Source organism: Paraburkholderia sp. CHISQ3 (assembly GCF_030464945.1).
Lineage (GTDB): Bacteria > Pseudomonadota > Gammaproteobacteria > Burkholderiales > Burkholderiaceae > Paraburkholderia > Paraburkholderia megapolitana.
On record NZ_JALPRG010000003.1, the window covers coordinates 256,202 to 282,071 of the forward strand.

General features: G+C 65.8%; 12 protein-coding genes. 8 read left to right on the forward strand and 4 right to left on the reverse strand.

Annotated elements, in window-relative coordinates; translation table 11 throughout:
- Nucleotides 1-109: 109 nt before the first annotated feature.
- A complete protein-coding gene (locus M0D65_RS08240) occupies nt 110-14,293 on the forward strand; it encodes an LWXIA domain-containing protein (RefSeq protein ID WP_266252218.1) in 14,184 nt (4,727 codons plus the stop codon).
- A 128-nt stretch (nt 14,294-14,421) separates the two neighbouring features.
- On the opposite strand, the gene M0D65_RS08245 is transcribed toward M0D65_RS08240, so the two are convergent.
- The 4 genes from M0D65_RS08245 to M0D65_RS08260 are packed head-to-tail and all read right to left on the reverse strand — an operon-like array spanning nt 14,422 to nt 17,937.
- On the reverse strand, nt 14,422-15,258 hold the full coding sequence (locus M0D65_RS08245; protein WP_266252219.1) for a lytic transglycosylase domain-containing protein: 837 nt from the start codon (nt 15,256-15,258) through the stop codon (nt 14,422-14,424).
- Between the two features lie 9 nt (nt 15,259-15,267).
- Nucleotides 15,268-15,927: a type III secretion system export apparatus subunit SctR gene (sctR, locus tag M0D65_RS08250; protein ID WP_266252220.1), complete on the reverse strand. Its 660-nt coding sequence runs from the start codon at nt 15,925-15,927 to the stop codon at nt 15,268-15,270.
- Nucleotides 15,920-17,074, reverse strand: coding sequence for a type III secretion system cytoplasmic ring protein SctQ (gene sctQ / locus M0D65_RS08255; protein ID WP_266252221.1), 1,155 nt, complete (start codon nt 17,072-17,074; stop codon nt 15,920-15,922). Before sctQ ends, sctR begins: the two co-directional genes overlap by 8 nt.
- Nucleotides 17,071-17,937, reverse strand: coding sequence for a LuxR family transcriptional regulator (locus M0D65_RS08260; RefSeq protein ID WP_266252222.1), 867 nt, complete (start codon nt 17,935-17,937; stop codon nt 17,071-17,073). The genes sctQ and M0D65_RS08260 overlap by 4 nt, the downstream gene beginning before the upstream one ends.
- 241 nt (nt 17,938-18,178) lie before the next feature.
- On the opposite strand from M0D65_RS08260, the gene sctV reads away from it, so the two are divergent.
- The 7 genes from sctV (at nt 18,179) to sctJ (ending at nt 25,870) form a co-directional block, all read left to right on the forward strand.
- Complete coding sequence (gene sctV / locus M0D65_RS08265) at nt 18,179-20,326, forward strand: type III secretion system export apparatus subunit SctV (protein ID WP_266252223.1); 2,148 nt, start codon at nt 18,179-18,181, stop codon at nt 20,324-20,326.
- Between the two features lie 69 nt (nt 20,327-20,395).
- Entirely contained in the window at nt 20,396-20,674 is a 279-nt protein-coding gene (locus M0D65_RS08270) for a flagellar biosynthetic protein FliQ (RefSeq protein ID WP_235851500.1), read from the forward strand.
- Nucleotides 20,675-20,753: 79 nt separating this feature from the next.
- On the forward strand, nt 20,754-22,733 hold the full coding sequence (sctC, locus tag M0D65_RS08275) for a type III secretion system outer membrane ring subunit SctC (RefSeq protein ID WP_266252512.1): 1,980 nt from the start codon (nt 20,754-20,756) through the stop codon (nt 22,731-22,733).
- Nucleotides 22,720-24,066 (forward strand): FHA domain-containing protein, encoded by a 1,347-nt coding sequence (locus M0D65_RS08280; protein WP_266252224.1) that lies wholly within the window; start codon nt 22,720-22,722, stop codon nt 24,064-24,066. The genes sctC and M0D65_RS08280 overlap by 14 nt, the downstream gene beginning before the upstream one ends.
- A gap of 103 nt (nt 24,067-24,169) precedes the next feature.
- Nucleotides 24,170-24,376 carry a hypothetical protein gene (locus tag M0D65_RS08285; RefSeq protein WP_266252225.1) on the forward strand — a complete coding sequence of 69 codons (207 nt, stop codon included), beginning with the start codon at nt 24,170-24,172 and terminating at the stop codon, nt 24,374-24,376.
- Nucleotides 24,377-24,485: 109 nt separating this feature from the next.
- Nucleotides 24,486-24,932 carry a hypothetical protein gene (locus M0D65_RS08290; protein ID WP_266252226.1) on the forward strand — a complete coding sequence of 149 codons (447 nt, stop codon included), beginning with the start codon at nt 24,486-24,488 and terminating at the stop codon, nt 24,930-24,932.
- An 80-nt stretch (nt 24,933-25,012) separates the two neighbouring features.
- On the forward strand, nt 25,013-25,870 hold the full coding sequence (gene sctJ / locus M0D65_RS08295; RefSeq protein WP_266252227.1) for a type III secretion system inner membrane ring lipoprotein SctJ: 858 nt from the start codon (nt 25,013-25,015) through the stop codon (nt 25,868-25,870).

Sequence of the window (25,870 nt, forward strand, 5' to 3'; positions counted from 1 at the left end):
CGCGTGCTCCGGTCTGCGGCGCGAAACTACGAAACTGGCGTCTGGACGCTCGATTCGGCTTCCCCTAGCCTGATCTCTTGATTGGCGATGACCTGCCAGGAGAAGACGTATGTTGATCGGACCGGATGGAAGAGCTGTGCCGATGCACTACACGCCGCCGCCTCCGCCGCCCCCCCCGACGGCGAACGATGTGTCGACGGCGAAGCAGGCGCTGCAAAAGCAGCTGGGCAACAACGCGCCCGACGACACGGCCGCGCTCAAGGCCGCCATCCAGAAGATCCAGCAGGAAAACGCCGAGCTGACTCAGGAAGCGCTCGCGCGCGCCGCAATCCTGCTGCAGGAGCAGTACGACGCGAGCCATCATCAGGCGCAGAACCCCGCAGTCGATCCGATCAAGGAAGCCGAGAGCCAGGTCGCGCTCACGCATCAGTTCGACAACCCGACCCTCGACGCCGCGGCGAACGCGCTGTCGAACAGCCCGCTCGCGACCGCGGCGCCAGGCACTTCGAACGCGGCGCCCGTCTCGCTGAGCGACGCGCGCAATACGATCCAGTCCGGCCTCGCTGCGGGTCTGAGCTGGCAGGAAGCCGTCAACGCCGCGCGTGTGCAGTTCGGCGGTCTGCCGCAAAACGAAACGGTGCTCGATGAAGCGGCGCTGACCATCAAGGGCGATCAGCTCGAGAGCGGCCCCGATGGCGCGAGCGGCAACGAGCTGAACGATGCGGCGCAACAGCTGGCCGGGCTGCATCTGTTCGCCGGCGCGAGCGACAAGGCAGCGCTCGCCGCGTTGACTGTCACGTCGAAGCAGCCTGGCGTGCCCGCAGGCGACGCGAAACTCGCGGATTCGGCATGGGCCACGCTGCAGAAAGACAAGGCCGCGCACGCGAGCGCTGCGCAGCTCGCCCAGGACCAGCAGGCCTACGATCAGTCGCTCACGACCGAACTCGACCACGCCGCGAACCAGCCGGTTGGCGGTTCGCAGGCATGGCTGACTGACCCGTCGAAGAGCGATCTGCGCTGGCAGGCCGAACACGCCGTGGTTGCTGCAAACACGGCAACCGGTCTGACGGGCGCACCGACTGCTAACGACGTCGTCACGTCGCTGCGCGCGGCGCAGATCGTCGATACGGTCGACGCTGCACGCGGCGCCGGCACGCCGAACGCCGCCGCGAATCTGAAGGCGGCGCAGACGTTGACGCAGTTGTTGCAGGGCGCCTCGCCGACCGGCGCGTTGTATCAGCAGGTGATGGGTGACGCGCGTACGGTCTCGCTGCAGCAGGCCGCACAGGCCGACATCACTGGCGCGCACGGCGACAATCCGCAGAACACACTCATCGCCGAGGGCAATGCGCTCTCGAGCTACCGCAACACGGTGCTGTTTCCGGAGCTGTCGAAAGCGGTGCTCGCTTCGTCGGCGACGCAGCACAACCTCGAGGCCGTCGGCACGCCGGGCCAGCTCACCGATATTGCGAACCTGCTGGACCCGCTCGCGAAGGCGTCGCCGGAACTCGCGCAGGCGTTGTACGCGAAGCTGCAGGGCAAGATCGTCTCGCTGGTCGACCAGGGGCCGCAGTACATCTTCGCCGGCACGGAGACGCTGCGGCAGATGGACTCGTACTACGGTCCGCTCGCCCGCATCGTCAACGATGCCGGCGGTCCGCAGAGCGCGGCTGCGCAGCCCGTCGTGAGCGCACTGAAGACGACATTGCAGCAACGGCAGACGCAGATGACACGCGAGCAGAACGCGGGGCTGCTATCGACACAGAATCCATTCCAGCCGCTCGCGTATCTGAGCAACTCGCAACTGAACGATCCGACTGCGCTGTATCAGTCGCTCATCAACCAGGATCCGAACAGCGCGCTCGGCAAGACGCTCATGCAGTACGTCGGGCTCAAGGCGCAACCCGCGACGCCCAAGCCCGCAGCGGACGATGCCGGCACGCTCGCGACCGCGCAGGCCGCGCTCGCGGCCCAGTTGCCGTCTTCCGGACCGGCGCCCGATGCAGTCGCGATGCAGAAGGCGCTGGCCGCAGCCCAGAAGGCCTGGAACTCGGCGACGCCACAAAATCCGCCGATCAGCGACAAGACGTGGGCCGAAGCGGCGATCGCCGTGCAGGCGCAGGCCGATGCGCGCGCCATCAATAACGGCACGGCGAAAGCGCCGACCGATCTGATTGCCCAGGCATCGGGCGAAATCACCGCCGATCAGGTGTTCGACGCCGACACGATGAACTCGGCAACCGGCGCGCTGCAAAGCGGCCAGATCGCCGATGGCGGTCTGCAGCCGAAGGTGGCGATGGCGAACCAGACCGGTCAGCCGAACGCGGCGCAGTATCTGCAGGGGCTCGTCGCCGACGGCATGACGATGCCCGAGGCAATCGCATTGACGCGCGCATTTCTGGGCGGCTCCGCGGATTCCGAGCTGACGCTTGCGCAGGCGGCGCTGACCGCGCAGGGCGCAGCGAACCTGACCACGTACTACGGCGATCCGACCGGCCCCGATCCGATCGCGCTTGCTGCGCCGCAGTTGAAGAAGATGAACGTGATCGATCCTGCGACGATCGATCTCGCGGTGAACGGCGCGCCTGCTTCAAAAGGCAAGCCGGCCGTGATCGGCATGGAGCAGCAGGTCACGCCGGACATGCATGCGCTGTCCGGCGCACGCCACGACCCGGGGCTGATCGACAAGGTGAACACCACGTATAGCGCGTGGGTAGCGGCGCAGAAGTCAGCCGGGCAGCCGGGCAGCACGACCGCGCAGAAAGACGCCGCGGCCACGGCGCTGCAGCAGTATCACGCGGCGCTGTCCGCCGCGCTCAATGCGGCCGCGGGACGCGCGCCCGACGACAGTAGCTGGCAAGCGAATCCGCTCTACGCGGACACGATGTGGCAGGCGCAGAACACGCTGGAAACCACCGCGCTCTCGTCGCAGCTCCAGGCCGCCGCCGATGCGGGCAAGGATTCGCCGGAATACACGGCGCTGCAGGCCGATTTCACGCAGTGGCAGAACGGGCTCGACGCGCTGCAGGTCATCGCGCAGGTGCAACAGGCGCAACAGAGCGCGCCCGGCAGCAGCACGGATCCGACAGCGGGCGATGTGGCGGCCGCGCAGACGCTCACCAGCGACATCTACGGTCTTCCGAGCACCGATCCGCTGTATGCGCAGGTGATGGGCGACCCGACGATCCAGAACCTGCAGGCTTCGGCGCTGAAGTCGGTGACGGGCGGCGCCGCGATGCCGGTGGCGTGCACCGTCAACGGCAACGACGACCCGAGCGTGACGGCGCGCCTGCATGCCGAAGGCACGCGGCTGCAGGCGTACGCGGGCACGATGCTCTACACGCAGCTGCTCGACGGCGTCGCGAACGATCCGACCACGCAGAAGCTGTTCTCGGAGATTCACGCGTCGGTGTTCGGCCAGAAGAGCGATGAAGACAAACTGAAGACGCTGGCCGGTATCGTCGAAGGCACGAGTCCGGATCTTGCGGCGATGCTGATCCACCAGATGTTCCCGACGAGCGGCAAGGACGCGACGTTCTCGCCTGCGCAACTCGTCGCGTGGACCAAGAACGCGAACGACCTGACGCAGGTCTCGCGCATCTACGTCGCGGCGGGCGGCGCGCCGAACGCCGACATGACGGCGATGCGCAAGGCGCTCGAAACGATGGTCACGGGCGACGAGAATTTCGGCAAGGTCGGCTACAGTTCGCGTCTCAATACGCAGACCGTCGTGGACGAAGGCGGCGCTGTAGTGTGGGGCGAGGATCTGGGTTTCGGCGACGTGAAGAAGAGCGGCGTGCAGATGCAGCTCGCCCAGGACATGCTCGACGACGATCCGAATAGCGACCTCGGTGTCGAGATCGCGCGCGAGACGGGCTTCCCGAGTCTCGGCAAGCCGGCCACGCCGGTCAGCGTGAACCCCACGGGCAAGGCTGCGCCCGCGGCGGCCACGGCCAACGCATCCGACCATAGTCCGCTCGTCACGCCAGGCAACCACCTTGCCGGCCTGCAATGGCAGGACGGTATGCAGACCGCCACGAGCTACGACGCGCTGCTCAACCAGATCGGCGAAGCGAACGGCCTGCAGACCGACTATGCGCCGAACACGCTGGCCGACGAGCAGGCGCTCGCGCTTGGCAACTTCGCGCTCTACAACCCGGACGACAAGGTGTTCGACCAGAACGGCCATGCCACGACGCTTGGCCAGGTCGCGCAGAGCCTGATGCACGGCGAACACGTGACGACACCCTCGGGCGATGCGCCCGTCACGGTTGCGTCGCTGAGCGGCGAATGGTGGAACACGCGCACACCCGGCGAAAACCAGCAGGCAAGCGCCGATTTCACGCTGCTCGAAGGCCTCTCGGGCAGCGGCCAGCTGATCGACGTCGGCCCGGCCGACACGACCGTACGTCATGGCTATTCGGACTGGCAGTCGAACACCGGTTTCGACAAAGGCTACCTGCTCGCGCAGCCGCACTGGGTCGTCGATGCCAACGGCACGGCGCAAATGGGCAGCGCGTACTTTGTCGACTACAAGCCGTACGACCACTGGTACGACTGGGACAACCTGAAGGGCGACCTCGAGATGGGCGGCATGATCGTCGCCGGTATCGTTGCGCTGATCACTGTGCCGGAAAGCGCACCGCTGTGGATGCTGGCGCTGTCCGAAGCCGCCGACGCGTACTTTGCGGTGACCGCCGCGATGGGCACGATCAACTCGATCCAGCAGTTGAGCGCGCCGGGCGGAACGCACAAGTGGACGAACTGGTTGAGCCTCGCCGCGAACGCGTTTGGCGGTGCGGCGAGCGGGCTCGGTGTGCTTGCGCGCACCGGCACGATCATGGACCGCGTCGCAGTGGGCTCGGACGCGTTCGTCAACGCATCGCGCGTCGTGACGGTATCGCGCGATGCGTCGCCGCTTGATTTCGCGCGCGCGAAGGTCGAAGCGCAACTGGCCGGCACGCGCGCCGTGCGCGGCCTCGACGACTCGCGGCTCGCGAGCTTCCTGAGAAGTCGTCTGGTGCACGGCGGCAATCTGTTGGGAACCGTGGATACGACCCGCGTGCTGCACGCGATGCAGGAATCCACGGCGTTCCGGCTGACCGGCATGGGCGCGATGGGCACGAACGGCGTCTCGACCTTGATGCAAGGCTACCAGTTGCTCTCCGCGCCGAACCAGGCGAGCGGACAGGACTGGCTCAATTTTCTGACTTCGGCGGGGCTGATGGCCTCGGGCGTCGGGATCGAGCGCATCCGCGCGGGCGATCCGGACGTGGGCGCGGCGCGTGTCCAGGCGGTCAACGAGAATCTGCCCGCGGGCGTGCGCCTGCTCGATTCGGGCGACGTGGCGCTCACGCCGTCGCGCCTGGGCGACCTCGGTCGCGACGACGAGGCGCGTATCGCACTGCTGACCGGAAGAAGGTCGGTCGCGGGCGTGAACCAGACTATCGTCGCGCTACGCAACCTCGACCTGTTGCCGCGCGCGGGTGACGACGCGTCTTCGACCGGTTCCGACGAACCGCTCACGGCGGACCAACTCGCGACGCTGAACAAGGGGCTCCCGTCCGGCATGAAGATCACCGCTTCGGGCGATCTGATACTCGGCGCCGCGAAGGGCCGCGACACCGTTGCACAGACCGCCGCGCTCATCGTCGCACTGCGCACGCTGAGCGGACAGCGCGAGCGCGACGACACGGTACTCGACGACCTGATCGTGTCTCCCGACGGCGCGCTGCGCCTGCTCGGCATGCCGGCCCGCGTCGCGTTGACGAACACGCCCGCGGACGCGGCTACCTACGAGGCGATGCTCCCGCACATCGCCACGCTGCAGGCATTCTGGCGGCGCGTGGCCGACGCGACGACGCAGGCGCGCCAGAACGACGGCCTGATCCCCGACACATGGCCTGACGAAACCGATACCGCGCTAGCCCAGGCCGCGTGGTCCGGGTTGCCCGGCGAATGGAACCTGCACGAGCCGGATAGCATCGAGCGCTCCGTTGTCGACGCGTCCGCCGATTCGCTGACACCGGAGCAGATGAATCTGCTCGACAGGACGAGCGGATTTGCGGGCGCATTGCTCGACGCCGCGGGGCTCGATGCGCACGATATGCTGCGCATACTGAACGGCGAGGTGGACTCGCGCGATGCCTACGCGATCCTGCGCGTGCTGTATGAGCAGCGCTTTAACGGCTCACGTGAAGGGAACGAATTCGGCATTAATAGCATCCGTGGCGGCGAGCCTTCGGTCCAGCGTCTGATACGACGCGGCGACGTGCCGTACTGGGATCTGACCGACGAGCAGATCGCCGCGCAAGGCGTGCATCTCGACGTGTTCGGCGAGGCGGACGACAGCCCGTTCCGTACCGCCGACGGCAACCTGCGCGTGCGTCTGCACTACGCCGAATACGACGACCTGATGCGCATGAATGACAAATTCGGCTGGCCCACGGGTTACGAGCGCGGCTTCATGACGAGCTCGCTGCGCACGGTGCAGGTCGAAACGCAGGACGGCTGGCAACTGCTGAAGTTCTCGATGCCCGACAACGAGGACACCTTCGGCTATTCGGACGGCAACAAGACACTCGCACCGGAGCAACTGACGACAGCCGTGCAGGCATCGGATGCGGCGCGCGCGTTTCCCGATCTCGCCGACGAACCGGCGGGCCTGTCGCTCGATCTCGGCGACGGTAACCGGCCGATCACGCAACTGTGGCGCACGCTGCCGGTTGCGGAGCGCGGTTATCAGGCCGGCGATTTCGTCGCGCCGCTGCATGTGTTCACCTCCGGCGACTTCGCGAACACGCCGCTCGGCGCACGCTTCTTCGGCACCGAGGCCGGCAACGACGGCCTGACCCCGCAGCAACAATGGCTCACCGGCGAACTCGCGCCGAAACTGGCCGACACGCTGCTGCGCATGGTGACGGATCTGCAGGTGCATCCGATGCTGCACGAGCAGAACGTCGACGTCGTCGTCAGCGCGGGTGGCCGTGTGCTCGACGTGGTCGTGAAGGATCTGAGCGACGTGAAGCTCGATCCGCGCGCGGCTGCCGTGTTCGGCGAAGACAACACGGGTGCGCCTGTCTCGGCGTTGCTGTATGACCCGAACGAAGCCTCGAGTATCGAAGCGCAGTTCAAGCAGATCGTGCAGTTTCACGACAAGTATCTTGGCCAGATGGGCGACCGCTTCAAGCAGCCTGGCGATCAGCGCAACAACCTGCTGCTCCGGGCAATCGCCGATCGCGTTGTCGAGTCGATGCAGGCGTGCGTGTCCGCCGACTGGCTCGCAAACCGCGCAGACGCCGACTTTGTCGAGGTTGCACGCAACGCGGATAACCAGTACCCGCCCACATGGCGCATCGCCGCCGTGCGCGAACTGCTGCTCGATTTCGCGGAACAGGGTGGCGTGAGCGCGACGGATGCGGCGCGCGGACGCAGCGACGAAGCCGGTCCCACCACGCCCGAGGAAGCGGCGCAGGCGCGCGTGACGCTGTTCACGAATACGCAGGACACGCTCGCCGCAACCGGACAACGTACGGGCGGCATCGATGCCGATTCGCTCGCGCCGATCGATGTGGTCGGCGAACAGAATGCGGGTGAGCAGCGCGAGCGCCAGCAGCGCGCACTTGCGCGGTTCGAGTTGAGCAACGAGGAGAGTGCACGTTCGAATGCTGCCGGCACGGTGCGCGTGCGGAGCGTGAACAGCGAGGAAGAGTCGCGCGGAACGAGCGGCGGGGCCAGGCAGGAGCAGCAAGCTCAGGAGCAGGGCATACAGCAGGCGCCGGCAAAACAGATGGTCGCGTCTGCGCAAGAATCGTCGGCGGTGACACGTGCCGAAACGGATCAGGCGCCCGACTTGCCGCGTGCGCCGCAAGCGGCTCAATCTGCGGATACCGCATCCAGCGATGCCGCAAAAGAAAGTACCGCTACACCGTCGCACACGTCCATGATCGGCGCGGAAGCCGGCCAGACCATCGCGCGCTACGACGTGACGAATGCGATCCGCGTGATCAACGCGCGCTTCCGCGATCTGATCCTGCCTTCGCGGGTGCCGGACGAAGACCAGGTGGCATTGCTCGACGCGCAGGCATTCGCGGCCGCGCGGGAGCAGGCGGCAAGCGAAGGCCGCGGGTCGTTCGACGAAACGGTTACCGGCTTCACCGTGGTCGACGGCACGATGACGATCGACGGACACGAGGTACGTGTCGTGCTGCCGGCATCGATCGCGCCGGAGAACGTCGGCGCGACGTCGCCGCTAATGCACGACATGCTGCACTTTGCGCAGAGCCCGGAGTTCGTTACATGGGCGCGCGATCTGAACGCGCGGCTGAATGCGGATGAACAGATCCGCGCAAACGGCTGGTTCGGCATCGATACGCACGAAGGGCTGACCGAGCTCTTCAATGTCAGGCTCGCAGGCGGCGCGAGCGCGCCCGATGGTGGCGACGGATCGTTCGAACAGCATGTGTACGAGAGCTATCGCCAGGGCTATGCCGCGATCCTCTATCCGCTCGACGGTGCGGCAAACGAGGCCGTCGTCGCGCGGATCGGCGAAAAGACCGCAGCGCTCGCGTACTTCCAGGCCGACTCCGACGCGCTGGCCGCTTACGAAAAAGCGATGTTCGACGTCTATCGGGACTCGCCGGCGACGCTGCTCGATCTGCGCGATTTCGTTGCGGGTCGCACTAACGGTTCGCCCGATACGCAAGCGGAAACGACGGCGGCAAGCGACGACCACGCGAGCGCCGCTCAGGCCACTGCGGCGAACGAAGCGCAAGCAGAGACGCACGCAGAAGCAGAAGCCGCAAAAATCGCATCGCGCCTGCTCGACGAGATACGCAGCAACACGTACGGCACAAACGAGGCCGTCGCCGCGCGCGGTAGCCGCTGGCGTCGAGGCGCGGCTTCGACCGGGCACCGGTTCGGCGCGAAACGCGGCAATGGCGCTGGCCCCGCCCACGCGCGGGCAGCCACCGGACCCGGCCACGCGGTTCCCGAGGCGCAGCGTTCGCAACAGGCCAACACCTCGCTCGATGCCGCGCTCGACCAGGTGCTGGCGACGAACGCACGCTCTCTCAAGACGATCGACGCAGCGATTCGCGGCAGCGCGGGCCCGCTGTCAGACGAACTGAATGCGAAGGGCGCGCGCGTTCGCGTGCGCAAGCAGCAGGCCTATCTGGATGCGCTCGCGAACCTCGCCGGTCGTCGCGGCCCGCAGCGCGGCGAAAGCGTGCGCATGGATACCGGCGCACCGCTCGACGGCGCCGCTGTGCAGGACCAGAGCGCACGTGCGGCGCACTACCAGTTTCTGCGCGATCGGGGCGTGCGCCCGACGGCCGGGAGCGTGACCGATCATATCTACATCGGCGCGAAGCCGCGCTTCGTGCCCGAGGTGACGCGTTACCTCGTCGAGACGATCGTCGACGATCCCGTCAAGTGGCGGGCTGTCGAGGGTGTCGAGGTACTCGGGCCCGACTCGGCGCACACGGCGCATGGCAATGTGATCGTGAGCGTCGCCGGTAATGCCGCGCGCGAACGCGTTCTCGATGCGCTTGGCCGTTATCAGCGCGCGCATCCGGAGCAGTTTGCCGACACGATCGCGCCGGTGCTTGCCGAGCCGCGGCTGCCGGCGATCTCCGTGCTCGCGCGCGCAACCGATGCCATGACGCGAGATGTGAATGCTTCGCTCACCGAGCCGGTCGTACCGAAGCTGAAATCAAGGACGATCTTCGGCAGATCGCTTGGGCGTTTCGACCGCCAGGCCGTGCGCCGCGCACGCAACGCAGCAGCACGGCAGGCGCGCCGCGCCGCCGATGCGAGCCAGGCGCACGTGAGCCCTGGCGAGAACCAGGCGCTCGCCGCCAGTCTCGGCATCACGACACCGGTGCACGCCGACCAGGTGCGTGCGCTCGCGATCCTGTTCGCGCGCGCCGATACCGATGAGGATCTCCGGGTCGCGAACGAGGCCGGCGAGTCGTTCGACGAAGCCACCGCGTTGCGTGCGCACACGCGTGCCCGTCTCGATTCATTCGGTTTCGGGCGGGACAATCCCGCGCAGGTCCAGCCGCATGACGCGGCTGTTCTGCACGGTAGCCGTAACGGTGAACGGCAGGTGGTGGACCCCGACATGCAGGCGCTGCGAGCCGAAACGCAACCGGGCTTGCAGGCGCAGGCGGATGTCTGGCGCAACCCGGGTAGCCCGCGCGCAGCGGCCGGCGTCGACCACGTAGTGCTTGGCCACCTGACCTTGCCGTATGCGCTGCCGATGTACGAATACGGGATGCTGCGCGAGCCCGAGGACACCTGGGTGTACGCGCTGCACGTCGACAAGGACAAGGCGGGCGATCCGCTCACGCTCGACGATAGCTCGGTGCATGCGCGCGGCTTCATTCGTGCCGGCTCGGATCATATCGAGTGGTTGTGGGGGCATCCTACGAGTGTCACCGATCCACGCAGTCGCGACGAACTGCTCGGCGCGGCTCCGCAGGGGAAAGTGCACGCGGTGGTGATGACGCGCAGCACGCCTGCGCAGCTCAAGGCGGGCGAGACCTTCGAGGCGACGCACTGGTACATGACGCCGAACGATCTGCCGCTGCCCGATGGCGCCATATGGAAAGACCGTGAGCATGGCAATCGCAATCACGAAGATAACAACGTGAATGCCGCGGCGCTAACGGCAGCGAAGATCGTCGGTAATCACTTTGCCAAGGCAGAAGAAGCAACGAAAGGCAAGAAGGCCGACCAGACCGGCGCCGGCTTTTACCCCAACAAGGAGGTGATGCTGAATCTCGGCCGTGCACCGGTGCCGCGGACTGATCCGGCGAACGGGCGCATCTATTGGTACGACATGCACAACCACTTCACGACGTTTGCCAAGCCGCGCAGTGCAAGTGCCGAAGCGTTCCATGAGCGCATGGGTAAGGGCCCACAGATGCCCGACGATGGCAACGAGGGGCACGCGACGTTCACGCTGATGTCGCTGCCGTATACCACGCGCGCGAACGCGGGCAACTGGCTGCCCTACACGGGACACGGCGTGGCGGAGATCGCGTCGTCGCAGCATGGCGACTTCCGCCTGTTCGACAGCTACCTCAAGCTCGAACCCGAAGAACGGCAACGTTACGTGCCCTGCATCGTCGGCGTCGAAATCATGGCGCTCAACGAGATCAAGTTCAAGGGGCATCGGGTGTCGCCGCAAGCGCACCTGGCGATGCTCGCGCTCGCCTACCCGGAGGTGGACCGGGTCATGATCGGCGAAGTGAACCTCGACTCGAAGGAGCTGATGACCGGGTTGCGCGGACGTCCGTTGCGTCAGCAGATTCATCCGGTCGGCTACGGCGAGATGGGCATGGACATGGATCTGGTCGCGACGGCGCGCGCGGAGATTCTGCAGGCCGGGCGCGAGTCGGGCCTCCACATGGTGGTGCATGCGGACAAGGGCTTGATCCAGCATGGTCGCGACGGTCTGCCGATTCGCGGCAGAGAGGCCGGCCAGAATTTCCACAAGCTGATGAGGTCGTTCATGGAGGTGGGTCCGTACGACCTGTCCCGTTATCAGAAAGAGTTCGGGAGGGACTTCGACAGTTCCGATTTCGTCATGAGCGACGACGTGATCCGGGAGGTCGTCAATGGGCCACGGCAACGACCGTTGAGCATCCAGCACGCGCATATGTTCGGTCTCGGCAACTGGACCGAAATGTCGCTGAACCATCTCGCCGATATCGAGTGGATCCTGAATCACCCGCTTTTGAAGCACGTGATGGGCGACGACTCGTGGTATCCGGTCAAGCAGGGCATGCACCTCGACCCGCACATCCGCGAGGAAATGATCGCTCTCATGCAACTGCTCCGGATCATGCATGGCGCCGACCAGGTCAATGCGCAGTCGCTGCTCCAGGCGATTGCGCCGTGGGGCTACCAGCAGGGATTGCTGCGCGAGCTCGATGCGCGCGATCCGTACACGTTGAACCAGTACGCCGGCGGTATTGCCCACGACGTGATCGAACGTAGCGTGGCGGGCTTGAGGTGGTTCCGCTACAGGTCGTACAAGAGTGACGATCCGGCGGTACGGGCCTTTCTCGACTCGTTGCCCACAGGGCGAAGAGATGTGATCGATGACTGGGTGGCAGCCTACGAGCGAGCGAATCCCGGCGTGCGCGACGGCAAGCAGCCGGCCGACGTATGGACCGGCGAGGATCTCGTCGAACGGGCGGTTAAGGACGCACTGTCGCCGGCCGCACCCATCATCAAGGAGTCCCGCGAGGCAGAGGCGATCCGTATGCTCGCGCCGGCCGCGCTCGACGGATCGCTGACCGACGACGAAATCGCCGGTGCGTTCGATCACGCGAAGCTGGCCGCGATGATTGACTGCAAGCAGGGCATTCCGTTGGCGCGTACGCCGGACCCTGCAACCGGTGCGGCGCTCGATCCCGCGACCCCCGCGCCGGTAGCGCAAGGGCCGGGTGCGCCTGTGAGCGAGCCCGATAGCTATTTCGCCAAAACCCATGCGCGCAACGCCGAGCTGATGCGCACGAACCGCGATGCTGCGGTCGAACTGCTCGACGGGCCGCCGTTCAGCAAAGAGGATCTCAAGCTCCTGCAGGAGTGGCGCGAAACACACGGCCATGCGCCACTGACAAAACGTGCGATAGAGGCTGGACGCGACATCGCGCGGCTCGGCGGCCGGACGCTTGCCTATCAGTTGATGGCCATGGCGGACATAGATCGGGTCGATCGGGTGCAGGCCGAGAACCACGCCGCGGTTCGCGACACGAGCCACCGGCGTAACGTCGCGATCGTCGTCAGTCTCGGGGCGAGCGCGGCCGCCATGGTAGCGCTCGGTGTCGTCTCGCTGCGCTTTTTCCCCAACCATGTCATTACGCCCGCCGCGACGGCGGCGGCGCTGCTCGTGCGCGCGGTGGCGTCCGATCTGAAGGTGGCGAGCACGCAGATCAACCGCAAAAGCACCGAGGTCGTTCTGGAGCAGTCGTTGCTCGGCCGCTGGTCGCGTGGGTTGATGACGCTTCAGCAGAAGCGGCTCACGCGCAACATCCCGAACGCGGGTCTCGAGCCGTCACGGGTGGACGAGGCGGTGCGGGTGCTCGGCGAGACCCGCGCCTCGGCGCTGCTGGGGCAACTGTTGCCGGTGAACGTCGCAAACGGCGAGGGCGCAGACGGGCGGCAACTGTACATGGCAGGCGGAACGTCCAGCGTGTCGCCGCGTGTCGATCAGGCGACGGGGGTGTCGAGCGGCACGCTCGAACCGACCAACTTCGCGACGCGCACCGGCGCTGTCCTCTCGCTCGCGACGGCCTTCGCCTACAGCGAGGGCGTGCTCAATTCGATTCACGGCGGGCTCACGTGGTCGATGCCGGCGCTGCTGGTCGGCAATACGCTGTTCACCGCGTATCAACTGGTGGGCGGTATCAGCGGGCTTGCGCACAAAAACTTCACTGAACTCACGTTTGTGCGCAAGACGATGAACCTCGTGGGCTGGCCGGCGATCGCCGCCGGCAATACGTTGCTGACTGCACAGTCGGTATTCCTCGGTGTGACGGCGCCGACCCTGGCATTGAAAATCGCGGAAGGGACGATGGCGGCCGCCGCATTCGGCGTCTCGTATGCGACGGTGCGGATTACGCGCGTCGCCATGCGTGTCGAGTCGATCGGTCCGCGAGCGGAAAGGATCGGTGGGGTCGACGCGCCGCGCGCGATTCCGAAGCTCACGGTTTATGCGTCGATCGGACTCATCGGGTTGGGTGTTGGCGGGTTGCTGATCTCATGGGCGAAGCACGACGCGAAGCGTCAGACGACACTGCCTAAGTCAGGTGGCAAGGGGGCGTCGGGTAGTTCGCCGACGAGTCCTGCTGTGCCGACGACAGGGGCTTCGCCGACAGGCGTATCACCGACAGGCGCTTCACCGACGAACTCTCCATCAACGAGCGCTACATCGAGCAATCCGTCGTCAACGGGTTCGCCCGGCGGCCAGGCCGGCAATGGATCGACCCAACAACATGGAGGCACGGGCTCGCATGGCGGTGCGACGAACCCGAACGGCGGAGGCCCGTTGACCTACACCGTGCAGCACGACGATTCGCTGTGGGCGATCAGCGACGGTCATCTGCACGAGATCCTGTCGGCAGGACAGGTTGCGACCGCCCAGCCGCAAGGGCGCAACGCCGAAATAGAGACGGCACTCGAACAGCTGCTGCAATTGAACCCAGGATTCGACGCGAACCCCGATCTGATTTTCGCTGGCCAGACGGTCGTACTGAATCCCGATCCGCCGAGCCGTTGAGTGCAGTTCAGTGTAGTGCTTCGCAGCGCGTACCGGGTCGAGGTTGCCCGGCGCGCGGTGCCGCACAGAAAGCATGAGATGCCGTACTTCGGTGAAACGCTGTGTGGCACCGCGCACGCATCCAACCCTCAGCGAGTCACGACAAGCCCATCGCGTGCCGCGGCCGTACTCGTCGAAATACACCGTGTGCACCAGCGATGCGCATCGTGCGCACAGCGCACCGTGACGCTCTGCGCGACGTTCGCGTCGCAGCGAGAAGACGTGCTTACTACAACGCTTTTAACTTGCGGCGCAACGCTCGCATGCATGTCGCCGGTACGCGGCCGCTCGAAGCCGTTCGCGATGCGCCAGTTCGCATACGCACCGGCGATGATCTTCGCGACATAACCCTGCCGATAGCCGGTCAGAAAATTCCCGCTGTAGTAGCACGACAGCGCATCGCGCAACGCCCCCTGGGTGTCGCCCGCATGCGCGCTCGCACGCGCGAAGCATTGCTGCAGGATCTGGCTGCTCGCGCGCAGATTGCGGCACGGATCGAAAATGGTCGAGAGATTTTCGCCGACACGCGTGAGGTTGTGCACATTCACCTGACCGAGCCCGACGCTGAAATTGTAGCCACGCGCGACCAGCGCCTGCGCGGTTGCAAGGGCCTGTGCGTAGCTCGTCGGTTGATACTGAAGATGCTCGCCGACCACGCCGATCGCATACGGATTGAAACCCGATTCGACACGTACGAGCGCGGCGAGCGTCGTCACGTCGACGTGCGGCGCGCAGACTCGCGCGAGTGCGGTGAAGCTGGCGGACGCGGGTGGTTCATCGGCGCGCGCCGCGAGCGGATGCAATGATGTGAGTGTAGCGAGCATCGAGAGCGCGGCAACCGCCACACCGCGCATTAACGCGAACCACGCAAGCGGCGCAAGCGACGAGCGAAGAAAACGAAGAGAGCGAAGCCAACCATTCGCCATCGTAAGCCTCTACCGGTACGACAGCACCAGCCCGTGAACCAGCACCGACCAGCCGTCGAGCATCACGAACAGCAGCAACTTGAACGGCACCGAGATCACGGTCGGCGAGATCATCTGCATGCCAAGCGCAAGCAGCACGTTCGCCACGACCAGATCGACGACGAGGAACACGAGGTACAGCACGAAACCGATCTCGAACGCCTTCATCAGTTCGGACAGCGTGAAACTCGGCACCAGCACGATCAGATCGTCCTGTTGCAGGTTTTTCGCGCGCTCCGGCGGCCACATCGTCGTCGCCGAGCGCACGAAGAAGTTGCGCTCGCGCTCGGGGGTGTGCTGCATCATGAACGTCTTGATCGGCGGCGACGCCGCGTCCATCAACTGCGTCACGTCCTGCATCGACATTTCGTTGCCGAGCGTAAAGTTGGCTGTCTTCAGGTTGTCCATGATGCTCATGCCGACCGGCGCCATGATGTACACGGACAGGATCAGCGCGATGCCGTTGAGCACGATATTGGGCGGTACCTGCTGGATACCCAGCGCGCTGCGCAGCAACCCGAACACGACGACGAGCTTCGTATAGCTCGTCACCATCAACGCGGCAAACGGCGCAACGCCGAGTGCCGCGATCACCGCCACCATCGCGGCGGGATTGGGCAGATTACCCATCGTCGCGTTCCGGCTGCGGCTCGGCGGCGCCGAGTGCCGAGATGCGTACGCCGAGCTTGTTGCCGACCGCGATCAGGTGGCCGGTGCCGACCTGCATGCCGTTCGCGAGAATCCGGATCACGCTCTGGTTCAGCGGTTGATCGAGTTCGATCACGAAGCCCGGTTGCATCGCCTTCAGCTGTGCGAGCGTGAGCGTGCGCCGTTCGAGTTCGAAGCTTGCATGCACTTCGAGCGCATCGAGCACGCCGGCTGCGCCAGGCGCGCCGCTGCCGTCGGATGCCGGGTCGGGTGGGGAAGACGTATTCATGCTGGGGACCTCTCTCGTCTGGATCTCGTCGATCGTGATCTTTGCGCCGAGCACGCGCGCATTTAATTGCAGGCCGCGCGTGCCCGGCGTCGCGGCGCGGCACACGAGCCCCGCTCCCGCCGATTTCCATTGCTCGATTGCGATGATGTCGCCGTGCTGCAAGGCGGCCAGTTCGCGCTGCGTCAGCAGTGTCGAGCCGATGCCAAACGCGAGCGGCACGGGCAACGCGTCGAAGTCGTGCGGTTCGAGCGTCGGCGCGGGCGGCGTGGTCGGGCAGGCCAGCATGAGATAGCGCGGATCGTCGAACAGCAGCGCGCCATGTGCGTGCCATGAGCCGTCCGGCACACCGCACACGAAGCGCAACGGCGAGACGTCGCTGTCCGTGTGTGCGGCCGCGCTTGCTTCGGGAGTGGTGTTTTCATCGTGCACTACCGGCGCTTGAGCGTTCTCCGGCACGCTGAGGCTGATCGATTGCCGGGTGGCCTGCTCGAGCGTGGCCGTGAGCGGCGCGAGTGCATCGGCGAGCAGGGCGCAACGGATCTCGTCGGGGACGGCGTCATTGGCGGCGTCCCCGATCAGCGCCTGTTCGGCGCGTGCTTCCAGCAGCAGCCAGCCGGCTGCGGGTCCGAAGCGGAAACGGTAGCGGCGCGGCGCGCCCGGCGCGAGCTGCGCGGTGTAATCCCAGCGCAGCGTGCGACGCGCGCCGCCGGCGTCGAATTCGAACGTGCGGCGCCATGCGTACGCGCGGCTCGCCGCCTGCGCCGCGGGCGCCGACAGATGCGGCAGCGGCAACGGGCCGTCCGCAGCGAGTGCATTGCGCTCCGGGAACGGACCGTTCATCGCAGTTCACCCTGACCCGCCAGATAGGCGAGATGCACGCGGTTGGTCGCGCCGCAGCGTTTCTTCAGCAGGCGCAGGTGGTAATCGACGTTGTGCGTCGACATGTGCAGCGACTCCGCGATCTGCCGGTCGCTGAGCCCGCGCACGAGCGCATCGAGAATGTGCCGCTGGATCTTCGAGATCGACTTGTGCTGCGCGGGTTCGCCGCGGGCGATGAGCGGCGCCGCGTAGTCGATCAGGTACTCATGCAGTGCGAGCCCCAGCGCGTACGCCTGGCCGACGATGCGGTCGCTGATCCAGTGCCGCGACAGGTTCGCGCAACTGAGCGACAGCACGCTCTGCTGCGGGCTGGACGGGCTCGCCAGGCTGAATGTAATGCCGCTGCGCAGGCCCGCTTCGTGCGCGTCCGACAGCAGGCTTTTAAGGCGTGTGGCGGTCTCGTCGGAGGGCGTGGCGTGGCCCACGGTATCGCGCGCGGGTTGCGTCGAAGACAGTGTGGCGAGATCCCAGATCAGCGGCCATTCGCGGCGGCACGCGAACGCGATGCGCGGATCGACCTCCAGATAACGCTGGTCGATATAGCGCTCCGGCCAGCCAGGGGCCGTGTAGTCGCGCACGTACCATGCGCGCGTGATCGTGTCGCTCACACAGTTCAGGCGCCAGTAGCACAGCCAGTCGAAACCGATCGCGCCCAGCAGCGTGCGGATCAGCAGGCTGCGCTGCGCGGGCGTGCGGGCGTCGCTGAGTTCGTCGGCGATCGCCGAGCGCGGCGTCGCGCCACGTCCGGGCGGGGCGACACCCAGGCCGATCGGGCAATAGTCCAGCATCACGAAAGTCTGCTCGACGCCGTCGCGCGCTTTCAACCCGACCTCCTTGTGTGATGAGCGTCCTCAGCACTGTAGCGGCGAGTGCACGCGCGAGGCACTACCGCGTTCCGTAGTGGCGAGACGAAGAATCGCGCGTTGAACGACGAAATCCCACGAATCTGGTGCGCGTCCCTACGAGGCGGTTTATCTACACTGGTTGCACGATCTTCAACCAGTGGGCGGCCAGAGGTGCGTGTGCCTCGGGCAATCCGCTGTACCTTCGCAGGTCACGTATCGCATGCCTTTCGACAACGTCAACCGGTTCTGGCAGAACGGCCTCGGCGAGCGCTGGCGTAGCCGCGTGCCGCAGTTCGCGCTGACGCGGCAATACGACCTGCTACTCGCGCTTTTCATCGCCGCGGTCGTCGCGCTGTTCGTGCTGCCGCTGCCGACGATGCTGCTCGACGGCCTGATCTCGCTGAACCTGTCGCTGTCGATCCTGCTGCTGACGGTATCGACCTATCTGCCTTCGGCCGTCTCGTTCTCGTCGTTTCCCGCGCTGCTGCTGTTCACGACGTTGTTGCGTCTTGCGCTGAACATCGCGTCGTGCAAGCTGATCCTGCTGCAGGCCAATGCGGGCCATGTCATTGATACCTTTGGACGGTTGATCGTCGGTAACAATTTCGTCGTCGGCGGCGTGGTGTTCCTCGTCATTGCGATCGTGCAGTTCATCGTTATTGCGAAGGGTTCGGAGCGGGTGGCGGAAGTCGGCGCGCGGTTCTCGCTGGATGCGATGCCCGGCAAGCAGATGAGCATCGACGCGGACCTGCGCGCGGGCATCATCACGTCCGACGAAGCGAAGCGCCGCCGCGAATGGCTCGAACAGGAATCGCAGCTGCACGGCGCAATGGACGGCGCGATGAAGTTCGTGAAGGGCGACGCCATCGCGGGGATCATCATCGCGTTCATCAATATCCTGGCCGGCATTGCGGTCGGAACGCTGATGCACGGTATGAGCGTGTCGGAGGCGCTGCACCGCTATGCGGTGCTGACGGTCGGCGACGGCATGGCCTCGCAGATTCCGTCGCTGCTGGTGTCGATCGCGGCCGGCGTGGTGACGACGAGAGTCGCGTCACGCGACGCGCAACAACGCCATCTCGGCGAACAGATCGGCACGCAGATCACCAATCATCCGCGCGCGGTGGTGATCGCGGGCACGATCGTGCTGGCGTTCGTGTTCGTGCCGGGCTTTCCGAAGTGGTCGTTCCTGCTGCTCTCGGTACTGCTGATAGGCGGCGGCATCCTGCTGATGCGGCGTCGCAAAACCATCCCCACGCTGAATCTGATCACGCTCGCCGATACGCCTACGGAAGCCGACGCGAGCATTGCCGCGTCCGGCTCGCAGGTGCATCCGCTCGGCATGACGGCGTTGCTCGCCATCGTGTTTGCGCAGGACCTGCGCGCGCATCTGAATCTGGTGCAGTTGCAGGCGGCGCTCAGCGACGCGAAGGCGCGCGTCGACGTCGATCTCGGCCCGGTGTTTCCGCGGATGAATCTGCGCTTCGATCCGCAGGCGCCGACGCATACCTATCGCGTGTTGCTGCAGGACGTGCTCGCGTCGCGCGGCTATCTGCGCCCGGGGCGGTTCCTGTGGGACGGTGTATCGGCGCTGCCCGACACGCTCGAACGCGAAGCCGGCGAGCCGTTCGGGCCGTTCACGCAACCGGTCTGGCTGGTGCCGTCGGGAGCGACCGGGCGCGCGCTGCTTGGCAACATGGTCGGCAACCTGAGTCTCGAGCAGGTGCTCGCGCAGCATCTCGAAGCGGTTGTGCGCGCCAATCCGTCGGCGCTGATCGGCATTCAGGAAACCCAGGCGCTCGTGCATCTCGCACGCCGGGATCACCCCGAGCTGATCGCCGAACTGACGCGCATCGTGCCATTGCAGCGCATTACCGAAGTGCTGCGTCGGCTACTGCTCGAACACATTCCGATCCGTAACCTGCGGGTGATTTTCGAAAGCCTGATCACGTGGGCGCCGAAAGAACCGGACGACACGATCACGCTCGTCGAGCAGGTACGTGTCGATCTCAAGCGAATGATCACCGACCGCTATTGCGGCGGTCTGCGCACGCTCGAAGCGATTCTCTTCGAGCAGAGCTTGCAGGACCGTGTGCAGTCGTCGATCCAGCGCACCCAGCAAGGCGTTTTTCTTGGACTTGCGCGCGATGTGAAGGACAACGTTTGCGAGCAGACCCGCGCGGTGATCGAGTCGCTGCGCGGCAGGGAGCGCAGCGCGCGCGTCGCGGTGCTGGTGCCGATGGCGGTGCGCTTCTATGTGAAATCGATCCTCGAGCCCGTGCTGCCGGAACTGCCGGTGCTGTCGTATCAGGAGATTGAGGAAGACGTGCGGTTGCAGACCATCGGCTGGGTCAAGAACCCGGCGTGAGGTACTGGCCCAACCTGCTGGATCGTTGAAACCGGAGCGCCGTGGGCGCTTCACATGGGGGAGACATACGTGGCCGACGCAGCGATTCTGGACATTACGCGCGAAGCGCTGCTGCTGGTGTTGATGCTGTCGCTACCGGTCGTAGCGGTGGCGACCATCGCGGCGGTGACGGTGGCGATCGTGCAGGCGGTGACGCAGGTGCAGGACTCGAGCATCGGTCTGTCGGTGCGGATGATCGTCGTGATGGTGACGGTCATCGTGCTGTCGGGCTGGGGGGCGAGGCAGTTGATGGTATTTGGCCGGCAGGCGCTCGAACGCGTGTTCGGGATCGCGCCCGGTCTCTTTTGATCGAACCATGTCACGGAATGCGACCTTGAGAACAATAATCCAGTCGATCCTCGCAATACGGTCCCGTCAGTTGCTGCTGATGCTGGCCGCGTTATGCCTGTCCGGTCACGCGACGCGGCCGCGCGCGGCGGAGTTGCAATGGCGCGGACGTTCCTACGAAATCGTCGCGAACGGTCGCGCGTTGCCGGACTTCCTGCGTGAGCTCGCGGCGTCGCAGGGAACGACGGCCATCATCGATCCGAAAGTGACCGGCAGCATCAGCGGACGCTTCGGCGGCACGCCGGTGCAAACGCTCAATAGCGTGTGCACGACCTACGGTCTCACGTGGTTCTACGACGGTTCGTTCCTCTACATCGAACGCGCTTCCGATACGCAGACGCAGATGCTGCGCATTCCGCCGGGTTCGGCGTCGCGCCTCACGCAACTGCTGCAGTCGATGCAGGTGCCCGACAAGCGCTTCGCGCTCAACATCAGCGACCGCGATAACACGGTCTATGTATCGGGCCCGGTGCGCTACGTCGAGATGGTGCGCGAGGCGGCCGATTCCGTCACCAACGGCGGTGGCTCGACGGAAAGCGCCGTGATCCGCGCGTTTCCGCTGCGCTACAACTGGGCCGCCGACGTCACGATCAACCGCTCCGGCAAGGATGTGACGCTGCCGGGCGTGGCGACGATCCTGCGGCAACTGTATGGCCAGCAGTCGCCGACGATGGGTCCGGGCAGCAATGCGCTGCGGCTCGGCGGCCCGACTCGCGAGGTGAAGCTCAGCTCCGGCGACTCGATCAACGTGCCGCGCATCGACATCCCGCTGTCGGGCGACGTGGGCAACAGCCTGTCGATCAGCGGCGGTCCCGGCGTGAGCGGCTACACCGGCAGCACGCCGGGCCTCGGTGCCTATGCCAACGGCGCAGGGGCGACGGGGGGAGGCGGCAACCAGTTGCCGCAGATCGTCCCCGATCCGTCGATCAACGCCGTGCTGATCCGCGATCTGCCCGAGAACATGGCGCGCTATGCGCCGCTGATCCAGCAGCTCGATGCGCGTCCGCGCCTCGTCGAGATCAGCGTGACGATCATGGACATCAACCTCAATTCGCTCGATCAGCTCGGCATCGACTGGCGCTTGCATACACCGCACGGCGACTTCCAGTTCGGCAACGGTGCGAATCCGCCGCTGACCTTCGCGGTCGGCTCGACCGAGTCGGGGCAGACCGGCACTACGGTGCCGAACGGCATCGCGCTGACGGCATCGATTGGCGGATCGCTGCGCGACTATCTGCTCACGCGCATCAGTGCGCTCGCGACAGCCGGCAACGCGAAGCTGTATTCGAAGCCGAAAGTGCTGACGATGGACAACAGCGAAGCGGTGCTGGAGAACCTGACTGAGTTCTACGTGCAGGTATCGGGCTTCCAGGACGCGTCGCTGTACGGCATCACCACCGGCCAGAGCGTGCGCGTGACGCCGATGATCATCGACGACGACAGCGTGCAGCGCGTGATGATGTCGCTCGACATCCAGGACGGCGAGGTGTTGCCAAACTCCACCGTATCGAACGTGCCGGTGATCCAGCAGCGCAACATCGTTACGAAGACGATGATCGACGAAGGCCGCAGCCTGTTGATCGCCGGTTTCAACGACGACCAGTTGAATCTCAACAAGAGCGGCATTCCGTTCATCTCCGACATTCCGCTGATCGGCAACCTGTTCAAGTACACGAACAACACCGGTTCGCACATGGAGCGCTTCTACCTGATCACGCCGCGTGTGGTGACGCCGGCGGCTGTGTATGCGTCGGACGGCTCGGCGGAGAACTTCACGTCGCCGCTGATGGAAGGCGTCGTGAGACCGCCCGATAACAACGCACTGATCAAGCAGGCACAGCCGCTCGTGCCACCGCCGACGAACGGTGCTGCGGCCGCGCCTGGTACGCCGGCCGTACCCGCACCGCAGCCCGGCGTACAGACGACGCCCGTTGCACCGCCGATGTCCCAAACTCAACCCGCACCGGCGACGCAGATTGCGCCCACCGGCGCTCCCGGAGGTCAGGGTGGCAGCCAGTAGTCACGACGGCTCAGGCTGGAGCCTGTGCTTCCTGAGCGGCCCGATGTCGGGCCGCACGCTGTGGCTGACCCCGGGCGAGAACTGGGTCGGCACCGGCGCGGACTGCGAGGTGATTTTGCCGGACCGCGACATCGCGGCGCGGCAGCTGTGCTTGCAGGTCGGTGCGATCGCGGCATCGGTGCAGAACCTGGGCGGCGCACCGGTGACGCTGAACGGCGCGCCGCTGGCGGAGATGCGCCGCGCGCTCGCGCCTGGCGACACGATGACGGTCGGCTCGATCAAGTTCGGTGTCGAGCATGCGGCAGGTACGCTGCCGCTCGCGGCGGGCGCGGGCGGCGCGCTGGCTGCGCGCGGCAACGCGCGCGAACATTCGTGGCTGACGATGCACGCGCCCGCGTGGCTCGCGGCGCTCGGCGCGCGTCGTCTGCTGTTGATGCTGCTCGCGTTGTGGAGCGCGTTTGCGCTCGCCGCCGGCAGCTACGTCGCGGTCGCGACGCATGGGCAGTTCTGGTGGTCGCACGAAAGTCGTTATGAGCGCGTGCGTGAAGTCGAAGCGGCGCTGAGCGCGTATCCGGAGCTCACCGTTGCGCCGGGCGAAGGCGAGCAGATCGTAATCTCCGGGTATCTGCGCAATGCCGATGAGCGGACTCGCGTCGGCACGATCGCGGCGAGCTTTGCAAACGTGCAGGTCGGTACCGTCTATGTGGTGGATCAGTTGCTCGGCGCAACGCGCCAGACGTTGTCGGACACGTCGGTGAGCGCGCAGTACGCGGGGCGCGGGCGCATCGTGCTGACCGGTGTCGCGAGCCGCGCGGTCGCGCAGCGCGTACAGAACTTCGCGCGCGATGCGAAGCCGGCGCTCGAGGTGATCGATCACGTGAATTACGACGACAACGCGGCGGGGGAATTCATCGCATCGACGGGCGGCGCGGTGCCGGCGGATATCGCGGGGATGTATGGCGACGACAGCGGCACGCGCTACATCGTGACGCGCGACGGTCGGCATTTCTTCGAAGGCGCGACGCTGCCGAACGGTTTGATGATCGCGTCGATCGAAACGAACCGCGTGGTGTTCGAACGCAACGGGGCGCAGTACATCGTGAAACTCGGCAACGCGGCGCCCGCTGCACTCGATGCTCAGGCGGCGGCACCGGTGGTGGCCGCGAGCGGTGCGGATGCAAGCGGTGCGGTCGCTGACAGTGCGGCTGCAAGTGGCGTGACCACAGGCAACACAGCCACAGGCAGTGCGGCAACAAGCAATGCAGCAACAGCAACAAACATAAGGAATGCGGCAGGCAACCCGCCCGGTACGGGCGCGGCGCCGCATTCATAACGGTGTTGGCCGGGCGCGCGGCAACGTGGCGCGTCCGGGCGGCAAGGCAGCCGCGGCGAGCGGCAGTTTTTGGATTGCAGCAATCCGATCAAAGGAGCAAATCATGGCAGGCGGATCCAACCCGGTGACAAGTCTTCCGGACAACACGCAGCAGATGCAGGCCTTCGAAGAGCAGTTGTTCCAGCAGCAGATGCAGATGCAGTCGATCGGTATGGTCGGTCAGTCGCACGCCCAGACGATCAGCGTGCTGAACAACATGACCAGTTCCGAGGCCGGCGCAAACTCTTCCGCGGGACGTCTGGGTTCTTGAGTGTCGCGGCGGCGGTTCTCACGCGCACCGGCGCGTGTGGCACCGCTCGGCCTGCCGCCGCAGCGCACTCAATCGCGGTATCCCGCAACGTATTTGGGGAGAACGAATCATGACTGGAACACCCGTGACGGCGGTCGGCGCCAACGCGGTGCTGGCGAATGCGCCGGCACAGCAGGCGCCCACCGCCCAGTGGGTCGGAGCCGGTTCGCCACCGGCCACCGCGCCTTCCGGCGACGACGCGCAACTGTTCGCGCAGCAACTTGCCGGCAATCTCAGCGGTACGGCGAACGGCGGCGTGGGTGCGACGGGCGGCGCGAGCGAGTCGTTCACGAACATGTTCGGCTATCTCGACGATCTCGGCCAACGCTTCACGAAGCTTTCGTCGATGCGCCATCAGGTGCTGAAGCCGAGCGGCGACTGGGGCATGGATATGGCGCGGATGATGGAATACAACTGGGATCTGTCGATGACAGCCAACGGTTGCGAGTTCGCGCTTTCGGCTGCGCAAGCGGCCAATAACTGCTCGCGTTCGGTGCTATCGCCGGATAAGGGCTAGGCGAGAGTCGTGGCGGTGGGCGCCGGGTCGGATGCGGCGCTCACCGCACTCGTCGCGACCGGAACCGGCAGGGAGTGGCAATGACGAGATTGGCCAGATGGACCGGCGCGGCCGTGCTGCTCGCGTGCGTCGCCGGATGCAGCCAGGAACTGTATTCCGGGCTCGAAGAGCGCGACGCGAACCAGATGATCTCGGTGCTCTCGGATGCGGGCATCAATGCGTCGAAGGAAAACGTCGAAACGCGCGACGGCGGATCGAGCTGGCAGGTCGACGTCGATAGCGGCGAAGTGGGCGACGCACTCAAGGTATTGCGCGCGCACGGTTTGCCGCGTCAACAGCTGGAAAGCCTCGGGCAGATCTTCCAGCAGCAGGGACTCGTTGCAACGCCTTCCGAAGAACGCGTGCGCTACATCTACGGCGTGCAGCAGGAACTCGCGCGCACGCTCGACGACGTCGACGGTGTGGTGGTCGCGCACGTGCAGGTCGTGATTCCGGAAAACGATCCGCTGTCGGACAAGGTCAAGCCTTCGTCGGCATCGGTATATATCAAGTACCGTCCGGGTGTCGACCTGCAGGTGATGGCGCCGATGGTGAAGGAACTCGTGACGCATAGCATTGAAGGGCTCTCGTACGACAATGTGTCGCTGTTCCTGCAGGCCGAGTCGCCGGGCGCACAGACGGCGAGTCAGAGCAGCGGCGGTATGTTGCCAGGCCTGCTGCTGATGCGCAGTCCGTTTGCCTGGCTGATGGCCGTGCTGCTCGCGCTGACATTGTGCGTCGTAGCCTTGCTCGGTGCACGGCGCGGTGTGTTCGGCTCGCGGCTCGCGGGTGTGTTCGGCGGCGATCGTGGCAACGGCGGTGGCAACGGCGGCGGCAACGTCGGCAGCGGCGGCCCGGAGTTCGCAACGCAGCGCGGCGGACCGTCGCGAGGCAACTGA